This is a genomic window from Streptomyces sp. NPDC087310, assembly GCF_044744405.1.
Classification (GTDB): Bacteria; Actinomycetota; Actinomycetes; order Streptomycetales; family Streptomycetaceae; genus Streptomyces.
In genome coordinates this window covers 68,704-94,162 of the sequence record NZ_JBIUYF010000008.1, presented here as the reverse complement: position 1 = coordinate 94,162, position 25,459 = coordinate 68,704, and the positions used below count along the sequence as shown (strand labels likewise).

Sequence of the window (25,459 nt, the reverse complement as noted above, 5' to 3'; positions counted from 1 at the left end):
CGTGGCTGCCAGGAGCAATGCCCGTAAGCGCGCGTTCCAGATCCTCTTCGAGGCCGATCAGCGCGGTACGTCCGTACAGAACGTTCTCGCGGACTGGATCAGGCACTCTCGCTCCGACGACCGTCAGCCGCCGGTCAATGAGTTCACCATGGAACTGGTCGAGGGGTACGGGGAGCACGTGGCCCGTATCGACGAACTCATCGCCACCTACGCGGTGGACTGGGACCTCGACCGGATGCCGGTCGCCGACCGCAACATCGTCCGGCTCGGCACGTACGAACTGATCTGGCTGGACGGGACCCCGGACGCCGTGGCGATCGACGAGGCGGTCCAGCTCGCCAAGGAGTTCTCCACCGACGACTCCCCGTCGTTCGTGAACGGCCTTCTCAGCCGTTTCAAGGACCTCAAGCCGAGTCTGCGCCGCGCCTGAGCGGCGGTCTGCCCTCACGCGCCGGACGGGATCAAGCAAGCCCGCCCGGTACGTGAGGGCATCCGTGTCCCCGGACACGGTGCGCGGAGGCCGGACGGGCCACGGCACGGCCTCGGACGCGCCGGAGGGCGGTCCCGTACACGCGTACGGGACCGCCCTCCGGGAGGTGACGTTTCTGCCGATCCGCGAGCCGGGCCCGCGGGGCGGTCAGCTCTCGTCGTGCGCGACCGCGCGCCGCGCGTCCGCGTCCAGCACACCCCAACTGATGAGCTGCTCGGTCAGGACCGACGGCGACTGGTCGTAGATGACGGCCAGGGTGCGCAGATCGTCCTGGCGGATCGACAGCACCTTGCCGTTGTAGTCGCCCCGCTGGCTCTGGATCGTCGCCGCGTACCGCTGGAGCGGGCCGGCCTTCTCCTGCGGCACGTGGGCCAGGCGCTCCAGGTCGAGAACGAGCTTCGGCGGCGGCTCGGCGGCACCGCCGGGCGTCGTGCCGGGAAGAAGTTCCTGCACCGGGACACCGTAGAAGTCCGCCAGCTCGGCGAGGCGCTGCACCGTGACGGCACGGTCTCCACGCTCGTACGAACCCACCACGACGGCCTTCCAGCGGCCCTGGGACTTCTCCTCCACGCCATGGAGCGAGAGGCCCTGCTGGGTGCGGATGGCGCGGAGTTTGGCCCCGAGCTGCTTTGCGTATTCGCTGGACATATAGCTCCCCGGACGAAGTCTGGTAACTCACTGTGAGGTTACGCAGCGTTACTTGGATGCGTCAAGCCGGGGGAGCCGTACCGGGGTCCGTACCGGCCTCCGTACCGCTGTCCGTACCGCGCTCCGTACCGCGCCCGCACCGCCTCCCGGCGCCTTCCGGCAGGGGGTGGCACCGAATCGGCCGCGGACCCCCTGCTAGCCTGGGTGGCGTAGTTTCTGGCGTTTCCGACGTCCTTTAAGGTCCGTCCCGTGAGGCGGAGAAGGAGGTCCGTTTCTTATGGACACAAGCAAGAACGCAAGCACGGACGTGAGCGGCGACGCGAGCGACACCGACACGACGGCCGGATCCGGTGCGGCACGCCCCGTTCTGGAGGCCCCCGACATCGCCCGGGTCCTGACCCGTATCGCCCACGAGATCGTCGAACGCGCCAAGGGCGCCGACGACGTGGTGCTGCTCGGCATTCCGACCCGCGGGGTCTTCCTGGCCCGCAGGCTCGCCGGGAAACTCGCCGAGATCACCGGCCGCACCATCCCGGTGGGCTCCCTCGACATCACCATGTACCGCGACGACCTGCGGCTGCGGCCCGCCCGCGCGCTGGCCCGCACCGACATCCCCGCGGACGGGGTCGACGGACGGCTGGTCGTCCTCGTCGACGACGTGCTCTTCTCCGGCCGGACCATCCGCGCCGCCCTCGACGCCCTCGGCGACATCGGCCGTCCGCGCGCCGTCCAGCTCGCGGTCCTCGTCGACCGCGGCCACCGCGAGCTGCCGATCCGCGCCGACTACGTCGGCAAGAACCTCCCTACCTCGCTGCGGGAGACGGTCAAGGTCCAGCTCGCCGAGGAGGACGGCCGCGACACCGTGCTGCTCGGCCTCCAGCGGCCCACCGCGTCCGGCGAGCGGTAGCGGAGCCCCCGAGCCCGCCCGTACGTCCTCCACACCCTGTACGGATGCCTCCGCGCGCCCGCACGCCCGCACACCCCACCACACCGGAGCCCTCTTTCCGATGCTGCGTCTTCCCGGGGCGAACCCCCGCACACCCGGCCACCTGATCTCCGCCGCCGATCTCAGCCGCGACGACGCCGTGCTGATCCTCGACACCGCGGAGGAGATGGCCCGGGTCGCCGACCGGCCCATCAAGAAACTGCCGACCCTGCGCGGCCGTACCGTCGTCAACCTCTTCTTCGAGGACTCGACCCGCACCCGGATCTCCTTCGAGGCCGCCGCCAAGCGCCTCTCCGCCGATGTGATCAACTTCTCGGCCAAGGGCTCGTCCGTCTCCAAGGGCGAATCGCTCAAGGACACCGCGCTCACCCTGGAGGCGATGGGCGCCGACGCCGTCGTCATCCGGCACGGCGCCTCCGGCGCCCCGTACCGCCTCGCCACCTCCGGCTGGATCGACGGCGCGGTCGTCAACGCGGGCGACGGCACCCACGAACACCCGACCCAGGCCCTCCTGGACGCCTTCACGCTGCGCCGCAGGCTGGTCGGCGCTGACGCGGGGATCGGCCGGGACCTGGCAGGGCAGCGGGTCACGATCGTCGGCGACGTGCTGCACAGCCGCGTCGCCCGCTCCAACGTCCTGCTGCTGCACACGCTCGGCGCCCACGTCACGGTGGTCGCGCCGCCCACGCTCGTGCCGATCGGCGTCGAGCACTGGCCCTGCGAGGTCAGCTACGACCTGGACCGGGTGCTGCCCGCCTCCGACGCCGTGATGATGCTGCGGGTGCAGCGCGAGCGGATGAACGCCGCCTTCTTCCCGACCGAGCGCGAGTACTCCCGGCGCTACGGCCTGGACGGCGAGCGGATGCGCCGGATGCCCGGCAACTCCGTCGTCATGCACCCCGGGCCGATGAACCGCGGCATGGAGATCACCGCGGAGGTCGCCGACTCCGACCGCTGCACGGCCGTCGAGCAGGTCGCCAACGGCGTCTCCACCCGGATGGCCGTGCTCTACCTGCTGCTGGGCGGCAACGAGCCCGCCGTCACCACGTCCCGCACCTCACCCGAGACGTCCCGCCCGTCACCCGAGGAGAACAAGTAACCATGAGCAAGATCCTGATCCGGGGCGCCCAGGTGCTCGGCGGCGACGTCCAGGACGTACTGATCGACGGCGAGGTCATCGAGGCGGTGGGCACGGGCCTGGACGCCGGTGACGCCACCGTCGTCGAGGCCGCGGGACAGATCCTGCTGCCCGGCCTGGTCGACCTCCACACCCATCTGCGGGAGCCCGGCCGCGAGGACTCCGAGACGGTCCTGACCGGCACCAAGGCCGCCGCCATCGGCGGCTTCACCGCCGTCCACGCCATGGCCAACACCTTCCCCGTCGCCGACACCGCCGGCGTCGTCGAGCAGGTCTGGCGGCTCGGCAAGGAGTCCGGCTACTGCGACGTGCAGCCCGTCGGCGCCGTCACCGTCGGCCTGGAGGGCAAGCACCTCGCCGAGCTGGGCGCCATGAACGACTCCGCCGCCAACGTCCGGGTCTTCTCCGACGACGGCAAGTGCGTCGACGACGCGGTGATCATGCGCAGGGCGCTGGAGTACGTGAAGGCGTTCGACGGCGTCGTCGCCCAGCACGCCCAGGAGCCGCGGCTCACCGAGGGCGCCCAGATGAACGAGGGCGTCGTCTCCGCCGAGCTGGGCCTCGGCGGCTGGCCCGCCGTCGCCGAGGAGTCGATCATCGCGCGCGACGTGCTGCTCGCCGCGCACGTCGACTCCCGCGTCCACATCTGCCACCTCTCCACCGCGGGCTCGGTCGAACTGGTCCGCTGGGCGAAGTCCAAGGGGTGGAACGTCACCGCCGAGGTCACCCCGCACCACCTCCTCCTCACCGACGAACTCGTACGGTCGTACAACCCCGTCTACAAGGTGAACCCGCCGCTGCGCACCGAGGCCGACGTCCTCGCCCTCCGCGAAGCCCTCGCGGACGGCACGATCGACTGCGTCGCCACCGACCACGCGCCCCACCCGCACGAGGACAAGGACTGCGAGTGGGCGGCGGCGGCCATGGGCATGGTCGGCCTGGAGACCGCCCTGTCCGTGGTCCAGGACACGATGGTCGACACCGGACTGCTGGACTGGGCGGGCGTCGCCGACCGGATGTCGTTCCGCCCGGCGCGCATCGGCCGCCTCGAAGGCCACGGCCGGCCCGTCTCGGCAGGCGAGCCCGCCAACCTCACCCTGGTCGATCCGGCATACCGTGGAGCCGTGGACCCCGCGGGCTTCGCCTCCCGCAGCCGTAACACCCCCTACGAGGGGCGTGAGCTGCCGGGACGCGTGACCCACACCTTCCTGCGGGGCCGTGCCACGGTCGTCGACGGGAATCTGGCGTGACAACTGCGAACCTTCTCCTTCCCCTGGCCGCCGAGCAGAAATCGGCGGACGTGACCGACTGGGCCGCCCGGATCGGCTGGGTGGCCGGTCTGCTGCTCTTCGTCGCCCTCGTGTACTGGCTGATGCGCCAGGGCTGGAAGTGGCGCGGCAGCCTCCAGTCGGACCTGCCCGAGCTCCCTGCCGCGCCGGACGCCCCCGGCGAGGCGAGACTGACGCTGGAGGGCCGCTACCACGGCTCCACGACCGCCGGGCAGTGGCTCGACCGGATCGTGGCCCACGGTCTCGGCACCCGCAGCCGCGTGGAGCTGACGCTCACCGACGCCGGGCTCGACGTCGTACGCCCCGGCGCGAACGACTTCTTCGTACCGGCGGAGCGGCTGCGCGAGGCCCGGCTCGACAAGGGCATCGCGGGCAAGGTCCTCGCCGAGGGCGGGCTGCTGATCGTCACCTGGGAGCACGGGGACCGGCTGATCGACTCCGGCTTCCGCTCCGACCGCTCCGCCGAACACGCCGCCTGGGTCGACGCCGTCAACTCCATGAGCCGGCCCCTCACCACGCACCACACCAGCACTACGGAAGGCCCCGCACGATGACCACCTCGCCCCCAGTCGTCGGCCGAGGCACCGGCCGCGGAACCGCCCGCGTAAAGGCGTCCCCCGCCGTACTCGTCCTGGAGGACGGCCGCAGCTTCCGCGGCCGCGCCTACGGGGCCGTGGGGGAGACCTTCGGCGAGGCCGTCTTCTCCACCGGCATGACCGGCTACCAGGAGACCCTCACCGACCCGTCGTACCACCGCCAGGTCGTCGTGATGACGGCCCCGCACATCGGCAACACCGGCGTGAACGACGAGGACCCCGAGTCCGCGCGGATCTGGGTCTCCGGCTACGTCGTACGGGACCCCGCGCGCACCCCGTCCAACTGGCGCTCGCGCCGCTCCCTCGACGACGAGCTGGTCGCCCAGGGCGTCGTCGGCATCAGCGGCGTCGACACCCGCGCCCTCACCCGCCACCTCCGCGAGCGCGGCGCCATGCGCGTCGGCATCTTCTCCGGGGAGTCCCTGGCGGACGAGGCGGCGCTGCTCGCCCGGGTCCGGCAGGCCCCGGAGATGACCGGCGCGAACCTCTCCGCCGAGGTCGCCACCGAGCAGCCGTACGTCGTCCCCGCGATCGGCGAGAAGCGCTTCACCGTCGCCGCGCTCGACCTCGGCATCAAGGGCATGACCCCGCACCTGATGGCCCGGCGCGGCATCGAGGTGCACGTCCTGCCCGGCACCGCCACGCTGGACGAGGTGTACGCGACCGCGCCCGACGGGGTGTTCCTCTCCAACGGGCCCGGCGACCCGGCCACCGCCGACCTCACCGTCGTCCGGGGCGTGCTGGAGCGCGGCACGCCGCTCTTCGGCATCTGCTTCGGCAACCAGCTCCTCGGCCGCGCGCTGGGCTTCGGCACGTACAAGCTGAAGTACGGGCACCGGGGCATCAACCAGCCCGTGCAGGACCGCACGACCGGCAAGGTCGAGGTCACCGCGCACAACCACGGCTTCGCCGTCGACGCCCCGCTCGACCGGGTCACCGACACCCCCTACGGCCGCGTCGAGGTCTCCCACGTCTGTCTCAACGACAACGTGGTCGAGGGGCTCAGGCTGCTCGACCGGCCGGTCTTCAGCGTCCAGTACCACCCCGAGGCGGCTGCGGGCCCGCACGACGCCGCGTACCTCTTCGACCGCTTCACCTCTTTGATGAACACAGCCCTGTTGGAGGACCAGCGTGCCTAAGCGCACCGATATCCAGTCCGTCCTGGTCATCGGTTCAGGACCGATCGTCATCGGCCAGGCCGCTGAATTCGACTACTCCGGTACCCAGGCGTGCCGCGTCCTCAGGTCCGAGGGCCTGCGCGTCATCCTGGTCAACTCCAACCCCGCCACGATCATGACGGACCCGGAGATCGCCGACGCCACCTACGTGGAGCCGATCACCCCCGAGTACGTCGAGAAGATCATCGCGAAGGAGCGCCCCGACGCGCTGCTGCCCACCCTCGGCGGCCAGACCGCGCTGAACACCGCGATCTCCCTCCATGACTCCGGCACGCTCGACAAGTACGGCGTCGAGCTGATCGGCGCCAACGTCGAGGCGATCAACAAGGGCGAGGACCGCGACCTCTTCAAGGACGTCGTCAAGGCCGTGTACGAGAAGATCGGCCACGGCGAGTCCGCCCGCTCGGTCATCTGCCACTCCATGGACGACGTCCTCGCCGGCGTCGACACGCTCGGCGGCTACCCCGTCGTCGTCCGCCCCTCCTTCACCATGGGCGGCGCCGGCTCCGGCTTCGCCCACACCGAGGAGGACCTGCGCCGGATCGCCGGACAGGGCCTGATGCTCTCGCCGACCACCGAGGTGCTCCTGGAGGAGTCCATCCTCGGCTGGAAGGAGTACGAACTGGAGCTGATGCGCGACAAGCACGACAACGTCGTGGTCGTCTGCTCCATCGAGAACTTCGACCCGATGGGCGTGCACACCGGCGACTCGATCACCGTCGCGCCCGCGATGACGCTCACCGACCGCGAGTACCAGATCCTGCGGGACGTCGGCATCGCCGTGATCCGCGAGGTCGGCGTCGACACCGGCGGCTGCAACATCCAGTTCGCGATCAACCCGGACGACGGCCGCGTCATCGTCATCGAGATGAACCCGCGCGTCTCCCGCTCCTCCGCGCTCGCCTCCAAGGCCACCGGCTTCCCGATCGCCAAGATCGCCGCCCGGCTCGCCGTCGGCTACACGCTGGACGAGATCCCCAACGACATCACCGAGAAGACCCCGGCGTCCTTCGAGCCCACGCTCGACTACGTCGTCGTCAAGGTGCCCCGGTTCGCCTTCGAGAAGTTCCCGGCCGCCGACGCCTCCCTCACCACCACCATGAAGTCCGTCGGCGAGGCCATGGCCATCGGCCGCAACTTCACCGAGGCCCTCCAGAAGGCGCTGCGCTCGCTGGAGAAGGCCGGCAGCCAGTTCGCCTTCACCGGGGACCCGGGCGACCGCGCCGAGCTGCTGGAGACCGCGAAGATCCCCACCGACGGCCGGATCAACACCGTCATGCGGGCCATCAGGGCCGGGGCCACCCCCGAGGAGGTCTTCGACGCCACGAAGATCGACCCGTGGTTCGTCGACCAGCTCTTCCTGATCAAGGAGTACGCGGACGAGCTGGCCGCCGCCGAACGGCTCGACCCCGACCTGCTCGCCGAGGCCAAGCGGCACGGCTTCTCCGACGCCCAGATCGCCGCGATCCGCGGGCTGCGCGAGGACGTCGTACGCGAGGTCAGGCACGCGCTGGGCGTCCGCCCCGTCTACAAGACGGTCGACACCTGCGCCGCCGAGTTCGCCGCGAAGACCCCGTACTTCTACTCCTCGTACGACGAGGAGAGCGAGGTCGCGCCCCGCGAGAAGCCCGCCGTGATCATCCTCGGCTCCGGTCCCAACCGGATCGGCCAGGGCATCGAGTTCGACTACTCCTGCGTCCACGCCTCCTTCGCGCTGAGCGACGCCGGGTACGAGACCGTGATGGTCAACTGCAACCCGGAGACCGTCTCCACCGACTACGACACCTCCGACCGGCTCTACTTCGAGCCGCTCACCCTGGAGGACGTCCTGGAGATCGTGCACGCCGAGACCCTGGCGGGACCGATCGCGGGCGTCATCGTCCAGCTCGGCGGCCAGACCCCGCTGGGCCTCGCCCAGGCCCTCAAGGACAACGGCGTGCCCGTCGTCGGCACACCCCCCGAGGCGATCCACGCCGCCGAGGACCGGGGCGCCTTCGGCCGGGTCCTCGCCGAGGCCAGCCTGCCCGCGCCCAAGCACGGCACCGCCACCACCTTCGCCGGGGCCAAGGCGATCGCGGACGAGATCGGCTACCCGGTCCTCGTCCGGCCGTCGTACGTCCTCGGCGGACGCGGCATGGAGATCGTCTACGACGAGACCAGGCTCTCCTCGTACATCGCCGAGTCCACCGAGATCAGCCCCACCCGCCCGGTGCTGGTGGACCGGTTCCTCGACGACGCCATCGAGATCGACGTGGACGCCCTCTACGACGGTACGGAGCTGTACCTCGGCGGCGTCATGGAGCACATCGAGGAGGCCGGCATCCACTCCGGCGACTCGGCGTGCGCCCTGCCGCCCATCACGCTCGGCGGCTTCGACATCAAGCGGCTGCGCGCCTCCACGGAGGCCATCGCGCGCGGTGTGGGCGTGCGCGGACTGATCAACATCCAGTTCGCGATGGCCGGCGACATCCTCTACGTCCTGGAGGCCAACCCGCGTGCCTCCCGTACCGTCCCCTTCACCTCGAAGGCGACCGCCGTACCGCTGGCGAAGGCCGCCGCCCGTATCTCGCTCGGCGCCACCGTCGCCGAGCTGCGCGCGGAGGGGCTGCTGCCCGCGCAGGGCGACGGCGGCACGCTGCCGCTCGACGCGCCGATCTCCGTCAAGGAGGCCGTGATGCCGTGGTCGCGTTTCCGCGACATCCACGGACGCGGCGTCGACACCGTCCTCGGCCCGGAGATGCGCTCCACCGGCGAGGTCATGGGCATCGACTCCGCCTTCGGCACGGCGTACGCCAAGTCGCAGGCCGGGGCGTACGGCCCGCTGCCCGTCAAGGGCCGCGCCTTCATCTCCGTCGCCAACCGCGACAAGCGCTCGATGATCTTTCCGGCGCGCGAGCTGGTCGCCCACGGCTTCGAACTGCTGGCCACCTCCGGCACCGCCGAGGTCCTCAGGCGCAACGGCATCAACGCCACCGTCGTACGCAAGCAGAGCGAGGGCGAGGGCCCGGACGGCGAGAAGACCGTCGTCCAGCTCATCCACGACGGAGTGGTCGACCTCATCGTCAACACCCCGTACGGCACCGGCGGCCGGCTCGACGGCTACGACATCCGTACGGCGGCCGTGGCGCGCGGCGTCCCCTGCCTCACGACGGTCCAGGCGCTGGCCGCCGCCGTCCAGGGCATCGACGCCCTGAAGCACGGCGACGTCGGCGTCCGCTCCCTCCAGGAGCACGCGCGCCACCTCACTGCGGCCCGCGAGGACTGAACCCCATGCACATCACGAACCTCATGGACACCATGTACCGGATCCTCTTCCGGCTGGTCTTCCGGCGCATGGACCCCGAGCAGGCGCACCACCTGGCCTTCCGGTGGATCCGGCGCGCCGCCCGCGTCCCCGTCCTGCGCACCTTCGCCGCCGCCGCGCTCGCCCCCCGCTTCGAGGAGCTGCGCACCGAGGCGTTCGGGCTGCGCATGCACGGCCCCTTCGGGCTCGCGGCCGGGTTCGACAAGAACGCCGTGGGCATCGACGGACTCGCCATGGCCGGCTTCGACCATGTCGAGATCGGCACCGTCACCGGCGAGCCGCAGTCCGGCAACCCGAAGCGGCGGCTCTTCCGGCTCGTCCCCGACCGGGCGCTGATCAACCGCATGGGCTTCAACAACGAGGGCTCCGCCGCCGTGGCGGAGCGCCTCGCGGCCCGTACGGCGCGTGGGCCCGTCTTCAGGACGACCGTCGGCGTCAACATCGGCAAGACCAAGGTCGTCCCCGAGAGTGAGGCCGTCGCCGACTACGTGCTCTCCACGGAGCGCCTGGCCCGCCACGCCGACTACCTCGTGGTCAACGTCAGCTCGCCCAACACCCCCGGGCTGCGCAGCCTCCAGGCCGTCGACCAGCTCAGGCCGCTGCTCACCGCCGTACGCGAGGCCGCCGACCGCACCGTCACCCGGCGCCGCGTCCCGCTCCTGGTCAAGATCGCGCCCGACCTCGCGGACGAGGACGTCGACGCCGTCGCCGACCTGGCCGTGGAGCTGGGCCTGGACGGCATCATCGCCACCAACACCACCATCGCCCGCGAGAGCCTCGGCCTCGCGTCCGACCCGGCTCTGACCGCCGAGACCGGCGGACTGTCCGGCGCGCCCCTCAAGGAGCGCTCGCTGGAGGTGCTGAGCCGCCTGTACGCGCGTGTGGGCGACCGGATCACCCTGGTGGGCGTCGGGGGCGTGGAGGACGCCGAGGACGCCTGGCAGCGCATCCTGGCCGGTGCCACGCTCGTCCAGGGGTACAGCGCGTTCATCTACCGGGGCCCGTTCTGGAGCCGCGAGATCCACCAGGGGCTCGCGGCCCGGCTCGCGCGCTCCCCGTACGCCACCCTCGCCGAGGCCGTGGGCGCTGCCACCAGGTCCACCGGGGCCACCGGGGGCCCCGAGAACCGGAAGAAGGCCGACGCGTGACCGCTCCGACCCCTTCGCGGCCCCTGGTCCCCTTCGGCGCGCGGCTCCGGCAGGCGATGGACCGCCGCGGCCCGCTCTGCGTGGGCATCGACCCGCACGCCTCGCTCCTCACCGACTGGGGCCTGAACGACGACGTCGCGGGCCTGGAGCGGTTCACCCGTACGACGGTGGAGGCGCTGGCCGACCGGGTCGCCGTACTCAAGCCGCAGTCGGCGTTCTTCGAACGGTTCGGGTCGCGCGGCATCGCCGTCCTGGAGAAGGCCGTCGCGGAGGCCCGGGCGGCCGGGGCGCTGGTCCTGATGGACGCCAAGCGCGGCGACATCGGCTCCACGATGGGCGCGTACGCGGCGACCTACCTGGATCCGGCCTCGCCGCTCTTCTCGGACGCCGTGACGCTCTCGCCGTACCTCGGCTTCGGCTCGCTGCGCCCGGCGCTGGACGCGGCCTCGGCGGCCGGCTGCGGGGTCTTCGTCCTGGCGCTGACCTCCAACCCGGAGGGCGCCGAGGTGCAGCGCGGCACCGCCGCCGACGGCCGTACCCTCGCACGGCTCATGCTCGACCACATGGCCGCCGAGAACGCGGGCGCGACGCCGCTCGGTTCGGTCGGCGCGGTCGTCGGGGCCACCCTCGGGGACCTGGGGGAGGCGGGCGTGGATCTCGCGATCAACGGGCCGCTGCTGGCGCCAGGGATCGGCGCGCAGGGCGCGACGCCCGCCGATCTGCCCGGCGTCTTCGGCGCGGCGGTCGGCAACGTCGTTCCGAGCGTCAGCCGGGGTGTTCTCCGTCACGGTCCCGACACCGCGGCCCTGCGGAATGCCGCGGACCGCTTCGCGGACGAGGTGAGAACGGCTGTCGGCGGCGGCACGGCGGGCAGGTGACGGAGGCAATGAGCGGCTTCCTGTCCAAAAAGTTGGGCAAAATGACCAAAATGTCACCCCTGATCGATGCTGACCAGGACTTTTCGTCTGTTCTCGCTGACTCGGACGGACTTGGCCGCTAGTCTCCGTCGAGAGTCAACGCGCAGTTCGTTGCCCGTTGCTCGCCTGGTGTGGGGCGATTAGGTTCCTCACCGGTCCGTATCCGACAGTTCGACATCCGAGGTGACGTAGGCGTGGCTCTTCCGCCCCTTACCCCTGAACAGCGCGCAGCCGCGCTCGAAAAGGCCGCCGCGGCTCGCCGGGAGCGGGCCGAGGTCAAGAATCGACTCAAGCATTCCGGCGCTTCGCTCCATGACGTGATCAAGCAGGGTCAGGAGAACGACGTCATCGGGAAGATGAAGGTCTCCGCCCTCCTTGAGTCGCTGCCCGGCGTGGGCAAGGTCCGTGCCAAGCAGATCATGGAGCGGCTCGGGATCTCCGAGAGCCGCCGCGTGCGGGGTCTTGGCTCCAACCAGATCGCGTCCCTGGAGCGCGAGTTCGGCGGTGGTGGCGCCTGACGTTTCCGGGCACCCCCGGGAACCTGGATAATCGCCGCATGGCAGCAGACGTACGACCGCGGCTGACCGTGCTCTCCGGCCCCTCCGGGGTCGGCAAGAGCACGGTCGTCGCCCATATGCGCAAGGTCCACCCCGAGGTATGGCTCTCGGTGTCGGCCACCACGAGAAAGCCGCGCCCCGGTGAGCGTCACGGGGTCCAGTACTTCTTCGTCACCGACGACGAGTTCGACAAGTCGGTGGCCAACGGAGAACTGCTGGAATGGGCGGAGTTCGCGGGCAACCGGTACGGGACCCCCCGGCAGGCGGTCCTGGACCGGCTGGCCGCGGGTGAGCCCGTACTCCTGGAGATCGACCTCCAGGGAGCCCGGCAGGTCAAGGAGTCGATGCCGGACTCCCGGCTGGTCTTCCTGGCCCCGCCGAGCTGGGACGAGCTGGTGCGCCGGCTCACCGGCCGGGGCACGGAGTCGGCCGAGGTGATCGAGCGCAGGCTCGCCGCCGCGAAGGTGGAACTGGCCGCCGAGGCGGAGTTCGACACGACCCTGGTCAACACCTCGGTCGAGGACGTCGCACGCGAGCTGCTAGCCTTGATGGCAGTTGCATGATCTTTAGTGTGCTGTCCTTGTGGACTGCCCGGCCCGCCGGGGAGGCGAGAATTCCTCGGTCCACAGGATTTCCTCGGTCCACAGGATGTCCCTCGTTCCGGGATTTCCCCCGTCCGCGGGGATACGACAGCACACGACCACCTGTTTTTCCCTGAATTTTCTTCGGAAGGCAAGAGAGTGTCCTCTTCCATCACCACGCCCGAGGGCATCATCAACCCGCCGATCGATGAGCTGCTCGAGGCCACGGACTCGAAGTACAGCCTCGTGATCTACGCGGCCAAGCGCGCGCGCCAGATCAACGCGTACTACTCGCAGCTCGGTGAGGGCCTGCTCGAGTACGTCGGTCCGCTGGTGGACACCCACGTCCACGAGAAGCCGCTCTCGATCGCCCTGCGCGAGATCAACGCGGGTCTGCTGACCTCCGAGGCCATCGAGGGCCCGGCCCAGTAGACGCCCCACGTCACACGCTTTCTCACCACAGGCCCGGCAGAGCGACTGCCGGGCCTGTGGTGTGTCATGGGAGCTGTCACGATCGTGCGGGACAGCCGGTCCGGTCGGTTTCGGCCGGGCTCTGGACAGCGGAGGGGAGAGACACGGTGGACAAGCCGAAGGTCGTTCTGGGGGTCGCCGGGGGGATCGCCGCGTACAAGGCGTGCGAGCTGCTGCGCCGGCTGACCGAATCGGGCCATGACGTACGGGTCGTACCGACCGACTCCGCGCTCCACTTCGTCGGGGCGGCGACCTGGTCGGCGCTCTCGGGCCGTCCGGTCTCCACCGAGGTCTGGTCCGACGTCCACGAGGTGCCGCACGTACGGATCGGCCAGAGCGCCGACCTCGTCGTCGTCGCCCCGGCCACCGCCGACCTGCTCGCGAAGGCGGCGCACGGCCTCGCGGACGACCTGCTGACCAACACGCTCCTCACGGCCCGCTGTCCGGTCGTCTTCGCGCCCGCCATGCACACCGAGATGTGGGAGCACCCCGCCACCCAGGAGAACGTCGCGACGCTGCGCGCGAGGGGCGCCGTCGTGATCGAACCCGCCGTGGGCCGTCTCACCGGCGTCGACACCGGCAAGGGGCGGCTGCCGGACCCGGGCGAGATCTTCGAACTCTGCCGCCGGATCCTGGCCCGTGGCGTACCGGAGCCCGACCTGGCGGGGCGCCATGTGGTGATCAGCGCCGGGGGGACGCGGGAGCCGCTCGACCCGGTCCGCTACCTGGGCAACCGCTCCTCGGGCAAGCAGGGGTACGCCCTGGCCCGTACGGCCGTGGCCCGCGGTGCCAGGGTCACGCTCATCGAGGCGAACACCGGGCTGCCGGACCCGGCGGGCGTCGACCTGGTCCACGTCGGTACGGCGCTCCAGCTCCGCGAGGCTGTGCTGAAGGCGGTCGCCGAGGCCGACGCGGTGGTCATGGCGGCGGCCGTGGCCGATTTCCGTCCCGCCGTCCGGGCCGATGGCAAGATCAAGAAGAAGGACGGCGAGGAGCCCGCGCCGGTCGCCCTCGTCCGCAACCCGGACATCCTCGCCGAGCTGGCCGCCGAGCGGGCCCGCCCCGGACAGGTGGTCGTCGGCTTCGCTGCGGAGACGGACGACGTCCTCGCCAACGGCCGGCGCAAGCTGCGGCGCAAGGGATGCGACCTCCTCGTCGTCAACGAGGTGGGGGAGCGCAAGGTGTTCGGCACGGAGGAGAACGAGGCGGTCGTCCTCGCGGCGGACGGCACCGAGACACCCGTACCGTACGGACCGAAGGAGGCCCTGGCGGACGTGGTCTGGGACCTGGTGGCCCCCAGGATCGTGTCCGGATGACGACGGTGCGGGCGAGAGGGAAAGCCGTGGACCTCCGGCCGTATGAATTCTTCATTACGTCCCCTTTCCTCCCCTTCGCCGCTTCTGCGCCCTTCGTCACATCTCGCTCGGGGCTCTGGCCAGGGGCGATCACCGTGGCGCATAATGCGAGACCGCGAGCCCGGGGGCTCCCACAGATCGAGACACTTGCCCCCGTGGCCCGATTCGACCGATAAAGTGGTCGAGGAACGTCGCGGGGCGTGCAGCGCCCCGTACGATCCGCCAATGATCAGCCAGCAGCCGCTGCAACCTCAGGGAGCGATGTGTCCCGCCGTCTCTTCACCTCGGAGTCCGTGACCGAAGGTCACCCCGACAAGATCGCTGACCAGATCAGCGACACCATTCTTGACGCGCTCCTCCAGGAGGACCCGTCCTCCCGGGTCGCCGTGGAAACCTTGATCACCACCGGTCTGGTGCATGTCGCCGGCGAGGTCACCACCAAGGCGTACGCGCCGATCGCCCAGCTCGTGCGGAACAAGATCCTGGAGATCGGCTACGACTCGTCGAAGAAGGGCTTCGACGGCGCCTCCTGCGGCGTCTCGGTGTCCATCGGCGCGCAGTCTCCCGACATCGCACAGGGCGTCGACACGGCGTACGAGAAGCGGGTCGAGGGCGATGAGGACGAGCTGGACAAGCAGGGCGCCGGCGACCAGGGCCTGATGTTCGGCTACGCCTGCGACGAGACCCCCGAGCTGATGCCGCTCCCGATCCACCTCGCGCACCGGCTCTCGCGCCGCCTCTCCGAGGTCCGCAAGAACGGGACCATCCCGTACCTGCGCCCCGACGGCAAGACCCAGGTGACCATCGAGTACGACGGCGACAAGGCCGTACGCCTCGACACGGTCGTCGTCTCCTCGCAGCACGCGTCCGACATCGACCTGGACTCGCTGCTCGCCCCCGACGTCCGCGAGTTCGTCGTCGAGCACGTGCTCAAGGAACTGGTCGACGACGGCATCAAGCTCGACACCGACGGCTACCGCCTCCTGGTCAACCCGACCGGACGCTTCGAGATCGGCGGCCCGATGGGCGACGCCGGCCTCACCGGCCGCAAGATCATCATCGACACGTACGGTGGCATGGCCCGCCACGGCGGCGGCGCCTTCTCCGGCAAGGACCCGTCCAAGGTCGACCGCTCCGCCGCGTACGCGATGCGCTGGGTCGCCAAGAACGTCGTGGCCGCGGGCCTCGCCGCGCGCTGCGAGGTCCAGGTCGCGTACGCCATCGGCAAGGCCGAGCCGGTCGGCCTCTTCGTCGAGACCTTCGGCACGGCCACGGTCGAACCCGAGAAGATCGAGCAGGCCATCGGCCAGGTCTTCGACCTCCGCCCGGCCGCGATCATCCGCGACCTCGACCTGCTGCGCCCGATCTACGCCCAGACGGCGGCGTACGGCCACTTCGGCCGCGAGCTGCCGGAATTCACCTGGGAGCGCACGGACCGCGTGGACGCGCTGCGCGCGGCCGCGGGCGTCTGAGCCGCGGGCTGATTCTCCGAGTGGGGCCCCGGACACCGCATCGGTGTCCGGGGCCCCACTGTCGTGTCCGCACGGCGGTCCCGATCTCCGTGGATGCCGGGGTGTCGGTGGCGTCTGGTAGGTATGAAGCTGTGAGCAGCGACAACGAGCGGCCCGACGATCCCGCCGGTGGTGGGCCCGAGCAGCTTGCGCTCATTCGGGAGAGTGTGCGGAAGGCGAAGGTGCCGCGGGCGAAGCCGCGGACGTGGCGGGGGGCCGCGCTGGCCGGGGGGTTGCCGGTGGCGCGGGTGGTGGTGAACAAGGGGGTGCTCCATCTCGACCAGTTCTTCGACTACGCCGTGCCCGAGGAGCTGGACGAGGCGGCGCAGCCCGGGGTGCGGGTGCGGGTGCGGTTCGGGGCCGGGGCGCGTCAGGTGCGGGGCGGGCGGCGTGAGGGCGGGCGGCTGATCGACGGGTTCGTGGTCGAGCGGCGCGCCGACTCGGACTACGCGGGGCCGCTCGCCGCGCTGGCGGGTGTCGTGTCCACCGAGCCCGTGCTCAGCGCCGAGCTGCTGGGGCTGGCGCGGGCCGTCGCCGACCGGTACGCGGGGAGCCTCGCGGATGTGCTCCAGCTCGCCGTCCCGCCGCGGAACGGGCGGGCGGAGGCGAAGCCGTCGCCCGATCCGGCCCCGGCGCCCGCCGCACCGGAGCCGGGGAGCTGGGAGCGGTACGTGAACGGGCCGGCGTTCCTCGGCGCGCTCGCCGGGGGCGGTGCGCCGCGGGCCGTGTGGACCGCGCTGCCCGGGCCGCTCTGGGCGGAGGAGCTGGCGCGCGCCGTCGCCGCGACGCTCGCCTCCGGGCGGGGGGCGCTCGTCGTCGTACCGGACGGGCGGGTCGCCGGGCGGGTCGACGCGGCGCTCACCGCGCTGCTGGGCGAGGGGCGGCACGCGCTCCTCACGGCGGAGGCGGGGCCCGAGAAGCGCTACCGGGAGTGGCTGGCGGTACGGCGCGGCGCGGTGCGGGCGGTCGTCGGGACACGGGCGGCCATGTTCGCGCCGGTCCGTGACCTGGGCCTGGTCGTCCTCTGGGACGACGGCGACTCCAGCCACAGCGAGCCGCACGCCCCCCAGCCGCACGCCCGTGAGGTGCTGCTGCTGCGTGCCGCGCATGACAAGTGCGGCTTCCTGCTGGGCGGTACGGCGTGCACGGTCGAGGCGGCCCAGCTCGTCGCCACGGGGTGGGCGCTGCCGCTGGCGGCCGACCGGGAGCAGGTGCGTCACGCCGCTCCGCTGGTGCGCACGATCGGTGACGGCGAGCTGGCCCGGGACGAGGCGGCGCGGGCGGCCCGGCTGCCCAGCCTCGCCTGGCAGGCCGTCAGGGACGGGCTGAAGAGCGGCCCGGTGCTGGTGCAGGTGCCCCGGCGCGGCTATGTGCCCCGGCTGGCCTGCGAGCTCTGCCGTACGCCGGCCCGGTGCCGGCACTGCGCGGGGCCGCTGGAGGCGCCGCGCGAGCGGGAGTTGCTCTGCGGCTGGTGCGGGCGCGAGGAGCCGGGCTGGCACTGCGCGGCCTGCGGGAGCCCCCGGCTGCGCGCGCGGATCGTGGGGGCGCGGCGTACGGCGGAGGAGCTGGGCCGGGCGTTCCCGGCCGTCCCGGTCCGTACGTCGGGACGCGACCATGTGCTCGACTCCGTGCCGGGGCGCCCCGCGCTCGTGGTCAGCACGCCGGGCGCCGAGCCGGTCGCGGAGGGAGGGTACGCGGCGGCGCTGCTGCTCGACGGCTGGGCGATGCTCGGCCGCCCCGATCTGCGGGCGGGCGAGGAGGCGCTGCGCCGCTGGACGCAGGCGGCGTCCCTGGTCCGGGGGCAGGGCGAGGGCGGCACGGTGGTCGTGGTCGCGGAGCCGACGCTCCGTCCGGTGCAGGCGCTGGTCCGCTGGGACCCGGTGGGGCACGCGCGGCGCGAGCTGGCGGAGCGGGCCGAGCTGGGGTTCCCCCCGGTGTCGCGGATGGCCTCGGTGGCCGGGCCCACGGAGGCGGTGGGGACGTTCCTGGCCTCGGCCGAACTGCCGGGCGACGCCGAGGTGCTGGGCCCCGTACCGCTGCCGCTGACCGACCCGGGCCGGCCGCGCAGACCGGGCGATCCGCCGCCGGGGGAGCGCTGGGAGCGTGCCCTGCTGCGGGTGCCGCCGGGCAGTGGCGCCGCGCTGGCCGGGGCGCTGAAGGCGGCGCAGGCGGCGCGGATGTCCCGGGGCGGCGGCGATCCCGTACGGATCAGGATCGATCCGCCCGACATCGGCTGAGGCCACCTTGCAGGGGGAGGGGGAGGGCGGTGCGGCCGGGCGGCTGCCGGCCGCACCGCGCTCTGCTGCCCGTGCCCGCCGCGCCGCGCCGGGCGGCGCGTGGGGGTGCGGTACGGGCCGACTCGTCGCGCCGGCGCCGGGTGACCGGTTCCGGCGCGCCGGCAGGGGAGAGGGGGGAGGGTCAGCCGCCACGCGGTCCGGGGAAGGCCCTCGGGAGGCTCTCCTCGCGGAGCGACGGGACGCTCGCCGAGGGCTGCGGCGGCATCGAGCGGGCCGCCGGTACCGCGGGTACGGTGCTCGGTACGGCCGGCAGCGGGGAGCGGGGGACACCGGGGTCCTGCGCGCGGTCCACCTCGGCCGTACCCGGCTGCTGCGTGGCCCGCCGGGTACCGTAACGCCGGTGCACCGCCTGCTTGGTGACGCCCAGTGCCGAACCCACCGCGTCCCACGAGAACCCGAGCGAGCGGTCGAAGTCCACCGCCGCGGTCACCAGCGTCTCGACGCTGTCCCTCAGCTCCTGCGCGAGACGGACGGTCGGGGCGGGCGCCCTGCCGTAGACGACGAAGCCCGTGGAGGGTCCCGAGCGCCGTGGGCGGTAGACATTGCCCAACTGGGCGGTGAGCGTGCGCAGCGCGTCCACCTGCCGCCTGACCCGCTCGATGTCCCGCACCAACAGGTGCAGACTTGCCCGGGCTTGTGCGTCGTGGGTTGCGTGGTCGGCCATGAACAAGCCTCTCGAACCGGCGTGGAAAAGGATCCGGGCCGCACCGGTGCGGCCCGCGTTGGTCAATCTCTCTTGACAACGCTTCATCGGGCGATGTGGTCACGCTACGGAGGCGTATACGCATATGCGCGGGGCGCGCAGGCCGTCGTACGCCCCCCACGGCCCGGTCCTGGACGGGCGGATCCCACGTCCCGCGGACCGGGACGACGGACGTACCCCTCTAGACTGTTCCGGCCGTCGGACCCGTGCCGTTCCGCCGTTCGACCACCAGTCCGACACCAGTCCGACATCAGTCCGAGAGGTAGTCAGCCACCGATGAAGCTCGTCTTCGCCGGCACCCCCGAGGTCGCCGTACCCGCCCTGGACGCACTCATCGCCTCGGAGCGGCACGACGTCGTCGCCGTCGTGACCAGGCCCGACGCGCCCGCCGGGCGGGGCCGCAGGCTGGTCGCCAGCCCCGTCGCCCAGCGCGCGGAGGAAGCGGGCATCGAGGTGCTCAAGCCCGCGAAGCCGCGGGACGAGGACTTCCTCGCCCGGCTGCGCGAGATCGGCCCCGACTGCTGCCCGGTCGTCGCGTACGGCGCCCTCCTGCCGAAGAGCGCCCTCGGCGTGCCCGTCCACGGCTGGGTGAACCTGCACTTCTCGCTGCTGCCCGCCTGGCGCGGCGCCGCGCCCGTGCAGCACGCCGTCATGGCGGGCGACGAGATGACCGGCGCGGCCACCTTCCAGATCGAGGAGGGGCTCGACTCCGGGCCCGTCTACGGCGTGATCACGGAGCACGTCCGGCCCACCGACACCAGCGGCGACCTGCTGACCCGGCTCGCGTTCGCCGGCTCCGGGCTGCTCTCCGCGACCATGGACGGCATCGAGGACGGCACCCTGGTCCCCGTACCGCAGCCCGCCGACGGCATCTCGCTCGCCCCGAAGATCACCGTCGAGGACGCGCAGGTGGAGTGGGCGGCCCCCGCGCTCCGCGTCGACCGCGTCGTCCGCGCCTGCACCCCCGCGCCCGGCGCCTGGACCGTCTTCCGCGGCGAGCGGCTCAAGCTGGTCCAGGCCGCGCCGGCGCCCGACGTCACCGGCCTGGCCCCTGGGGAACCGGCCGTCGGCAAGAACGCCGTGCACATCGGCACCGGCTCGCACGCCGTCGAACTGCTCTGGGTCCAGCCGCAGGGCAAGAAGCCGATGCGCGCCGCCGACTGGGCACGCGGGGTCCGGATCGCCCCGGGCGAGCGCCTGGGAACCGCCGACGTAGGCTGAGAGGGATCGACTCTTCTCACCGCGGAGCACCTTTGAACGAGCAGGCCACCCGCCGCCCCTCCCAGCCCTACCGCCGCCCCAAGAAGGACCCCGTACGGCTGCTCGCCTTCGAGGTGCTCAGGGCCGTCGACGAGCGGGACGCCTACGCCAACCTCGTGCTGCCGCCGCTGCTCAAGAAGGCCCGCGAGAACAGCGACTTCGAGGCGCGGGACGCGGCGCTCGCCACCGAGCTGGTGTACGGGACGCTGCGCCGCCAGGGCACGTACGACGCGATCATCTCGGCGTGCGTCGACCGGCCGCTGCGGGAGGTCGACCCGCCGGTGCTCGACGTGCTCGCGCTCGGCGCCCACCAGCTCCTCGGCACCCGGATCCCCACCCACGCCGCGGTCTCCGCCAGCGTGGACCTGGCCCGGGTGGTGCTCGGCGACGGGCGCGCCAAGTTCGTCAACGCCGTGCTGCGCAAGATCTCCAAGGACGATCTGGACGCCTGGCTGGAGCGGGTCGCCCCGCCCTACGACGAGGACGCCGAGGACCATCTCGCGGTCGTCCACTCCCACCCCCGCTGGATCGTCTCGGCGCTCTGGGACGCGCTGGGCGGCGGGCGCGCCGGGATCGAGGACCTGCTGGAGGCCGACAACGAACGGCCCGAAGTGACCCTCGTCGCCCGGCCTGGCCGCTCGACCACCGAGGAACTGACCGACCTGCTCGGCGCGGACACCGTGCTGCCCGGACGCTGGTCGCCGTATGCCGTACGGCTCGCCGAGGGCGGCGAACCCGGCGCCGTCGAGGCCGTAAGGGACGGCAGCGCCGGGGTCCAGGACGAGGGCAGCCAGCTCGTCGCCCTGGCCGTGGCCAACGCCCCGCTGGAAGGGCCCGACGCGCGCTGGCTCGACGGCTGCGCCGGCCCCGGCGGCAAGGCCGCGCTGATGGCCGCGCTCGCCGCCGGGCGCGGCGCCTTCCTGCTCGCCGCCGAGAAGCAGCCCCACCGCGCCCGGCTCGTCGAACGCGCCCTCGCCGGGAACCCGGGCCCGTACCAGGTCATCGCCGCCGACGGCACCCGCCCGCCCTGGCGCCCCGGCTCCTTCGACCGCGTCCTGGTCGACGTCCCCTGCTCGGGCCTGGGCGCGCTGCGCCGCAGGCCGGAGGCGCGCTGGCGGCGCCGCCCCGCCGACCTGGACGGCTTCGCGCCGCTCCAGCGCGGACTGCTGCGCGAGGCGTTCCAGGCCGTACGGGTCGGCGGCATCGTCGGCTACGCGACCTGCTCCCCGCATCTCGCCGAGACCCGGGTCGTCGTCGAGGACGTCCTGAAGGGCCGCGGCGGCGCGCCCGTCGAGGCCGAGTGGGTCGACGCCAGGCCCCTGATGCCGGGCGTCCCCGCGCTGGGTGACGGACCGGACGTCCAGCTCTGGCCGCATCTGCACGGCACGGACGCCATGTATCTGGCCCTGCTGCGCCGTACCGCCTGACCCGTCAAGCCGATCTTTCCGTACACCCGGATCTGTCCACGGAAACGCGAGGATTGCGCGGACTGTGCCCATTCCCGTACGGGATTGGTCCGTACCCGGGTTCGCAGGGCGGTCAGGAAGTGCCCCGGAGCATGGCAGGCTTGGCACATGGCCCAGATCAACCCCAGCATCCTGTCCGCGGACTTCGCACGCCTCGCCGAGGAGGCGAAGGCGGTCGACGGAGCCGACTGGCTCCATGTCGATGTCATGGACAACCACTTCGTGCCCAACCTGACCCTGGGCGTGCCCGTGGTCGAAGCGCTCGCGCGGGCCACGGACACGCCGCTGGACTGCCATCTCATGATCGAGGAGCCCGACCGCTGGGCCCCGCAGTACGTCGAGGCGGGCGCCGGTTCCGTGACCTTCCACGCGGAGGCCGCGGCGGCCCCCGTACGGCTGGCGCGGGAGATCAGGGCCAAGGGCGCCAAGGCGTCGATGGCGCTGAAGCCCGCCACACCGATCGAGCCGTACGAGGACCTGCTCCCCGAACTCGACATGCTGCTGATCATGACGGTGGAGCCGGGCTTCGGCGGACAGGCGTTCCTGGACATCATGCTGCCGAAGATCCGCCGTACCCGGGAGCTGATCTCCAAGCACGGGCTCGAACTGTGGCTCCAGGTCGACGGCGGGGTCTCCGCGACCACCATCGAGCGCTGCGCGGAGGCCGGTGCGGACGTCTTCGTCGCCGGATCCGCGGTGTACGGCACGGACGATCCGGCGGCCGCGGTACGGATGCTGCGCAACCAGGCGACCGAGGCGACCGCCGCGGCCTCCTGGGCCTGCGGCCACTGAGCCACAGGTACGTGAACGGGGCCTTACGGGGCCGATCGAGGACCGCTGGATCTGACAGGATGAACAGCGAGTCCAGAGTGTGAACAAAGATGAGGAGATCGCGGTGTCTGGTATGTCGGCGGGTCGGCCAGCCCTGCGGATGGGACCCGCGGAACTGGTACAGGCGGCGGCCATGGCCCGCCGCTTCTACCTGGAGGGCAAGTCCAAGATCCAGATCGCCGAGGAGTTCGGCGTCAGCCGCTTCAAGGTGGCCCGGGTCCTGGAGACCGCGCTGGAGCGCGACCTCGTACGGATCGAGATCCGCGTCCCCGCCGAACTCGACGCCGAGCGCTCCGACGCGCTGCGCGCCCGCTACGGCCTGCGCCACGCGGTCGTCGTCGAGTCCCCCGCTGAGGGCGAGGACGAGTCGCCCGACCCGGAGAACCTCGGTGAGGTCGCCGCCGACCTGCTCGGCGAACTGGTCGTCGAGGGCGATGTCCTCGGCCTCGCCTGGGGCCGCTCCACCATCCACATGGCCGCCGCGCTCGACCGGCTGCCGCCCTGTACGGTCGTCCAGCTCACCGGCGTGTACGACGCGGGCACCGCGGAGCGCGGCTCCGTCGAGGCCGTACGGCGCGCCGCCCAGGTCTCCGGCGGCGAGGCGCACCCCATCTACGCCCCGATGCTGCTGCCCGACCCGGCGACCGCCGCCGCGCTGCGCAGCCAGACCGGGATCGCCCGCGCCTTCGAGTACTTCGACAAGGTCACCGTCGCGGCCGTCTCCATCGGCTCCTGGGAGCCCGGCATCTCCACGGTCCACGACATGATCACCGAGGAGGAGCGCACCCACTACGCCTCCCTCGGGGTCGCCGCCGAGATGTCCGCGCACCTCTTCGACGCGGAGGGCCGCAGGGTCGGCCGCGACCTCGGCGAGCGCTGCATCACCGTCGAGGCGGACCGGCTGCGCCGTATCCCGGAGGTCGTGGCGATCGCGGGCGGGCTGCGCAAGGCCGAGGCGATCGGCGCCGTACTCCGCTCGGGGCTGGTCACCAGCCTGGTCACGGACACCGCAGCGGCGGACTTCCTGCTGACGGAGTTCACGCCGGCGCCGCATCCCGCGCTGGAGCGCGCGGACCCGGACGACGACTGAGACGTCGGTCCCCCGCCCGGTGGGCGGGGGTTTCGGACGATGCTTCGAAGATCACCACCGGCCCCCTGGCGGAACGTACAGAGCCGGTCGTCAGGTTCGCCATTCCGCCGCCGTATCGGTGATGATGGCGTAGGAGCCGCAGCCGGGGCCGACCGGGCCCGTCGCTGACTCCCCACCCGCCCCTCAAGCGAAACAGCAGGTGAGAGAGTCAGTATGCGTTTCCTCAACGACGTCACGCCCACGCACGACCTGACGTACGACGATGTCTTCATGGTGCCGAGCCGCTCGGCCGTGGGCTCCCGCCAGGCCGTGGACCTCTCCTCGCCGGACGGTACGGGCACCACCGTCCCGCTCGTCGTCGCGAACATGACGGCGATCGCGGGCCGCCGGATGGCCGAGACCGTCGCCCGGCGCGGCGGACTCGTCGTGATCCCGCAGGACATCCCGATCGAGGTCGTCACCGACGTCATCTCCTGGGTCAAGACACGCCACCTCGTGCTCGACACCCCGATCGTGCTCACCCCGTTCCAGACCGTCGGCGACGCGCTCTCCCTGCTGCCCAAGCGGGCCCACGGCGCGGGCGTCGTGGTCGACGGCGACCGCAAGCCCGTCGGCATCGTCACGGACCACGACCTGACCGGCGTCGACCGCTTCACCCAGCTCTCCGAGGTCATGTCGAAGGACCTGGTGCTGATCTCCGCCGACCTGGACCCGGGCGAGGCGTTCCACACCCTCGACAACGCCAACCGCAAGCTCGTCCCGGCCGTCGACGCCGAGGGCCGCCTCGCCGGTGTCCTCACCCGGAAGGGCGCGCTGCGCGCGACCCTCTACACGCCCGCAACCGACGACCGGGGCCGGCTGCGGATCGCCGCCGCCGTCGGCGTCAACGGCGACGTCGCCGGCAAGGCCGCGCAGCTTCTCGACGCGGGCGTCGACACCCTGGTCGTCGACACCGCCCACGGCCACCAGGAATCGATGATCAGCGCCGTCAAGGCGGTCCGCGCGCTCGACCCGAAGGTCCCGGTCGTCGCGGGCAACGTGGTCGCAGCGGAAGGCGTACGGGACCTGATCGAGGCCGGCGCGGACATCGTCAAGGTCGGGGTCGGCCCCGGCGCCATGTGCACCACCCGCATGATGACCGGTGTGGGACGTCCGCAGTTCTCCGCCGTGCTGGAGTGCGCCGCCGAGGCGCGGAAGGCCGGGAAGCACGTCTGGGCCGACGGCGGGGTCAGGCACCCGCGCGATGTCGCCATGGCGCTGGCCGCGGGCGCGTCGAACGTCATGATCGGCTCCTGGTTCGCCGGTACGTACGAGTCGCCCGGCGACCTCCAGCAGTCCCCCGACGGACGGCTCTACAAGGAGTCCTTCGGCATGGCCTCCGCCCGCGCCGTACGCAACCGTACGAGCGAGGAGTCGGCGTACGACCGGGCGCGCAAGGCGCTCTTCGAGGAGGGCATCTCCACCTCACGGATGTTCCTGGACCCGCAGCGCCCCGGCGTCGAGGACCTGATCGACTCGATCATCGCGGGCGTCCGCTCGTCGTGCACCTACGCGGGCGCCAACTCCCTGGCGGAGTTCACGGAGAAGGCGATCGTCGGCGTCCAGAGCGCCGCCGGATACGCCGAGGGCAAGCCGCTGCACGACAGTTGGAGCTAGGGCCTTCCCGCACCAGATCCTTTTCCG

At 72.0% G+C, this 25,459-nt stretch carries 22 protein-coding genes; 20 read left to right on the top strand and 2 right to left on the bottom strand.

All coding sequences use genetic code 11. From position 1 onward, the window contains the following. Window position 1: 1 nt before the first annotated feature. A complete protein-coding gene (nusB, locus tag ACIO3P_RS28970; RefSeq protein ID WP_329828430.1) occupies window positions 2-430 on the top strand; it encodes a transcription antitermination factor NusB in 429 nt (142 codons plus the stop codon). A 207-nt stretch (window positions 431-637) separates the two neighbouring features. On the opposite strand, the gene bldD is transcribed toward nusB, so the two are convergent. Next, entirely contained in the window at window positions 638-1,138 is a 501-nt protein-coding gene (bldD, locus tag ACIO3P_RS28965; RefSeq protein ID WP_329828429.1) for a transcriptional regulator BldD, read from the bottom strand. Window positions 1,139-1,415: 277 nt separating this feature from the next. Between bldD and pyrR the strand changes: the two genes are divergently transcribed. The 14 genes from pyrR (at window position 1,416) to ACIO3P_RS28895 (ending at window position 18,366) form a co-directional block, all read left to right on the top strand. After that, complete coding sequence (pyrR, locus tag ACIO3P_RS28960; protein WP_329828428.1) at window positions 1,416-2,045, top strand: bifunctional pyr operon transcriptional regulator/uracil phosphoribosyltransferase PyrR; 630 nt, start codon at window positions 1,416-1,418, stop codon at window positions 2,043-2,045. Between the two features lie 100 nt (window positions 2,046-2,145). Next, the gene (locus ACIO3P_RS28955; RefSeq protein WP_329828427.1) at window positions 2,146-3,183 is read left to right on the top strand and encodes an aspartate carbamoyltransferase catalytic subunit; all 1,038 of its coding nucleotides are present in this window, start codon (window positions 2,146-2,148) and stop codon (window positions 3,181-3,183) included. 2 nt (window positions 3,184-3,185) lie between these two features. Beyond that, window positions 3,186-4,472 carry a dihydroorotase gene (locus tag ACIO3P_RS28950; protein WP_329828426.1) on the top strand — a complete coding sequence of 429 codons (1,287 nt, stop codon included), beginning with the start codon at window positions 3,186-3,188 and terminating at the stop codon, window positions 4,470-4,472. Next, window positions 4,469-5,065, top strand: a complete 597-nt coding sequence (locus ACIO3P_RS28945) for a hypothetical protein (RefSeq protein ID WP_329828424.1) — start codon at window positions 4,469-4,471, stop codon at window positions 5,063-5,065. Before ACIO3P_RS28950 ends, ACIO3P_RS28945 begins: the two co-directional genes overlap by 4 nt. Next, a complete protein-coding gene (carA, locus tag ACIO3P_RS28940; RefSeq protein ID WP_329828422.1) occupies window positions 5,062-6,246 on the top strand; it encodes a glutamine-hydrolyzing carbamoyl-phosphate synthase small subunit in 1,185 nt (394 codons plus the stop codon). The genes ACIO3P_RS28945 and carA overlap by 4 nt, the downstream gene beginning before the upstream one ends. Further along, on the top strand, window positions 6,239-9,550 hold the full coding sequence (gene carB, locus ACIO3P_RS28935; RefSeq protein WP_401854422.1) for a carbamoyl-phosphate synthase large subunit: 3,312 nt from the start codon (window positions 6,239-6,241) through the stop codon (window positions 9,548-9,550). Before carA ends, carB begins: the two co-directional genes overlap by 8 nt. A gap of 32 nt (window positions 9,551-9,582) precedes the next feature. Continuing rightward, window positions 9,583-10,737, top strand: a complete 1,155-nt coding sequence (locus ACIO3P_RS28930) for a quinone-dependent dihydroorotate dehydrogenase (protein WP_401793388.1) — start codon at window positions 9,583-9,585, stop codon at window positions 10,735-10,737. A gap of 23 nt (window positions 10,738-10,760) precedes the next feature. Next, on the top strand, window positions 10,761-11,615 hold the full coding sequence (gene pyrF / locus ACIO3P_RS28925; protein WP_401854513.1) for an orotidine-5'-phosphate decarboxylase: 855 nt from the start codon (window positions 10,761-10,763) through the stop codon (window positions 11,613-11,615). A 233-nt stretch (window positions 11,616-11,848) separates the two neighbouring features. After that, on the top strand, window positions 11,849-12,172 hold the full coding sequence (locus ACIO3P_RS28920; protein WP_329828420.1) for an integration host factor: 324 nt from the start codon (window positions 11,849-11,851) through the stop codon (window positions 12,170-12,172). A 38-nt stretch (window positions 12,173-12,210) separates the two neighbouring features. Beyond that, complete coding sequence (gene gmk, locus ACIO3P_RS28915; RefSeq protein ID WP_329828419.1) at window positions 12,211-12,774, top strand: guanylate kinase; 564 nt, start codon at window positions 12,211-12,213, stop codon at window positions 12,772-12,774. A 177-nt stretch (window positions 12,775-12,951) separates the two neighbouring features. Further along, window positions 12,952-13,224, top strand: a complete 273-nt coding sequence (rpoZ, locus tag ACIO3P_RS28910) for a DNA-directed RNA polymerase subunit omega (protein WP_003970369.1) — start codon at window positions 12,952-12,954, stop codon at window positions 13,222-13,224. A gap of 146 nt (window positions 13,225-13,370) precedes the next feature. Then, window positions 13,371-14,579: a bifunctional phosphopantothenoylcysteine decarboxylase/phosphopantothenate--cysteine ligase CoaBC gene (gene coaBC, locus ACIO3P_RS28905; RefSeq protein ID WP_329828418.1), complete on the top strand. Its 1,209-nt coding sequence runs from the start codon at window positions 13,371-13,373 to the stop codon at window positions 14,577-14,579. A 302-nt stretch (window positions 14,580-14,881) separates the two neighbouring features. Then, the gene (gene metK, locus ACIO3P_RS28900) at window positions 14,882-16,090 is read left to right on the top strand and encodes a methionine adenosyltransferase (protein ID WP_329828417.1); all 1,209 of its coding nucleotides are present in this window, start codon (window positions 14,882-14,884) and stop codon (window positions 16,088-16,090) included. Between the two features lie 131 nt (window positions 16,091-16,221). Beyond that, complete coding sequence (locus tag ACIO3P_RS28895; RefSeq protein WP_401854424.1) at window positions 16,222-18,366, top strand: primosomal protein N'; 2,145 nt, start codon at window positions 16,222-16,224, stop codon at window positions 18,364-18,366. Between the two features lie 181 nt (window positions 18,367-18,547). Here ACIO3P_RS28895 and ACIO3P_RS28890 read toward each other — a convergent pair whose 3' ends face one another. Beyond that, entirely contained in the window at window positions 18,548-19,090 is a 543-nt protein-coding gene (locus ACIO3P_RS28890) for a hypothetical protein (protein WP_329828411.1), read from the bottom strand. Between the two features lie 315 nt (window positions 19,091-19,405). Between ACIO3P_RS28890 and fmt the strand changes: the two genes are divergently transcribed. The 5 genes from fmt (at window position 19,406) to ACIO3P_RS28865 (ending at window position 25,432) form a co-directional block, all read left to right on the top strand. Further along, window positions 19,406-20,350: a methionyl-tRNA formyltransferase gene (gene fmt, locus ACIO3P_RS28885; protein ID WP_401854427.1), complete on the top strand. Its 945-nt coding sequence runs from the start codon at window positions 19,406-19,408 to the stop codon at window positions 20,348-20,350. A 32-nt stretch (window positions 20,351-20,382) separates the two neighbouring features. Continuing rightward, window positions 20,383-21,816: a transcription antitermination factor NusB gene (locus tag ACIO3P_RS28880; RefSeq protein ID WP_329828409.1), complete on the top strand. Its 1,434-nt coding sequence runs from the start codon at window positions 20,383-20,385 to the stop codon at window positions 21,814-21,816. Window positions 21,817-21,963: 147 nt separating this feature from the next. Continuing rightward, window positions 21,964-22,647, top strand: coding sequence for a ribulose-phosphate 3-epimerase (rpe, locus tag ACIO3P_RS28875; protein ID WP_329828408.1), 684 nt, complete (start codon window positions 21,964-21,966; stop codon window positions 22,645-22,647). Window positions 22,648-22,726: 79 nt separating this feature from the next. Next, entirely contained in the window at window positions 22,727-23,776 is a 1,050-nt protein-coding gene (locus ACIO3P_RS28870) for a sugar-binding domain-containing protein (RefSeq protein ID WP_329828407.1), read from the top strand. 213 nt (window positions 23,777-23,989) lie between these two features. Then, complete coding sequence (locus ACIO3P_RS28865) at window positions 23,990-25,432, top strand: GuaB1 family IMP dehydrogenase-related protein (protein WP_329828406.1); 1,443 nt, start codon at window positions 23,990-23,992, stop codon at window positions 25,430-25,432. The last annotated feature ends 27 nt before the right edge of the window (window positions 25,433-25,459 follow it).

Excerpts from the sequence above, each read along its gene's own strand:
- ACIO3P_RS28890 (WP_329828411.1), bottom strand. The coding sequence starts at position 19,090 with ATGGCCGACCACGCAACCCACGACGCACAAGCCCGGGCAAGTCTGCAC.
- ACIO3P_RS28930 (WP_401793388.1), top strand. The coding sequence starts at position 9,583 with ATGTACCGGATCCTCTTCCGGCTGGTCTTCCGGCGCATGGACCCCGAG.
- bldD (WP_329828429.1), bottom strand. The coding sequence starts at position 1,138 with ATGTCCAGCGAATACGCAAAGCAGCTCGGGGCCAAACTCCGCGCCATC.
- ACIO3P_RS28955 (WP_329828427.1), top strand. The coding sequence starts at position 2,146 with ATGCTGCGTCTTCCCGGGGCGAACCCCCGCACACCCGGCCACCTGATC.
- ACIO3P_RS28865 (WP_329828406.1), top strand. The coding sequence starts at position 23,990 with ATGCGTTTCCTCAACGACGTCACGCCCACGCACGACCTGACGTACGAC.
- rpe (WP_329828408.1), top strand. The coding sequence starts at position 21,964 with ATGGCCCAGATCAACCCCAGCATCCTGTCCGCGGACTTCGCACGCCTC.
- gmk (WP_329828419.1), top strand. The coding sequence starts at position 12,211 with ATGGCAGCAGACGTACGACCGCGGCTGACCGTGCTCTCCGGCCCCTCC.
- fmt (WP_401854427.1), top strand. The coding sequence starts at position 19,406 with ATGAAGCTCGTCTTCGCCGGCACCCCCGAGGTCGCCGTACCCGCCCTG.
- pyrR (WP_329828428.1), top strand. The coding sequence starts at position 1,416 with ATGGACACAAGCAAGAACGCAAGCACGGACGTGAGCGGCGACGCGAGC.
- carA (WP_329828422.1), top strand. The coding sequence starts at position 5,062 with ATGACCACCTCGCCCCCAGTCGTCGGCCGAGGCACCGGCCGCGGAACC.
- ACIO3P_RS28950 (WP_329828426.1), top strand. The coding sequence starts at position 3,186 with ATGAGCAAGATCCTGATCCGGGGCGCCCAGGTGCTCGGCGGCGACGTC.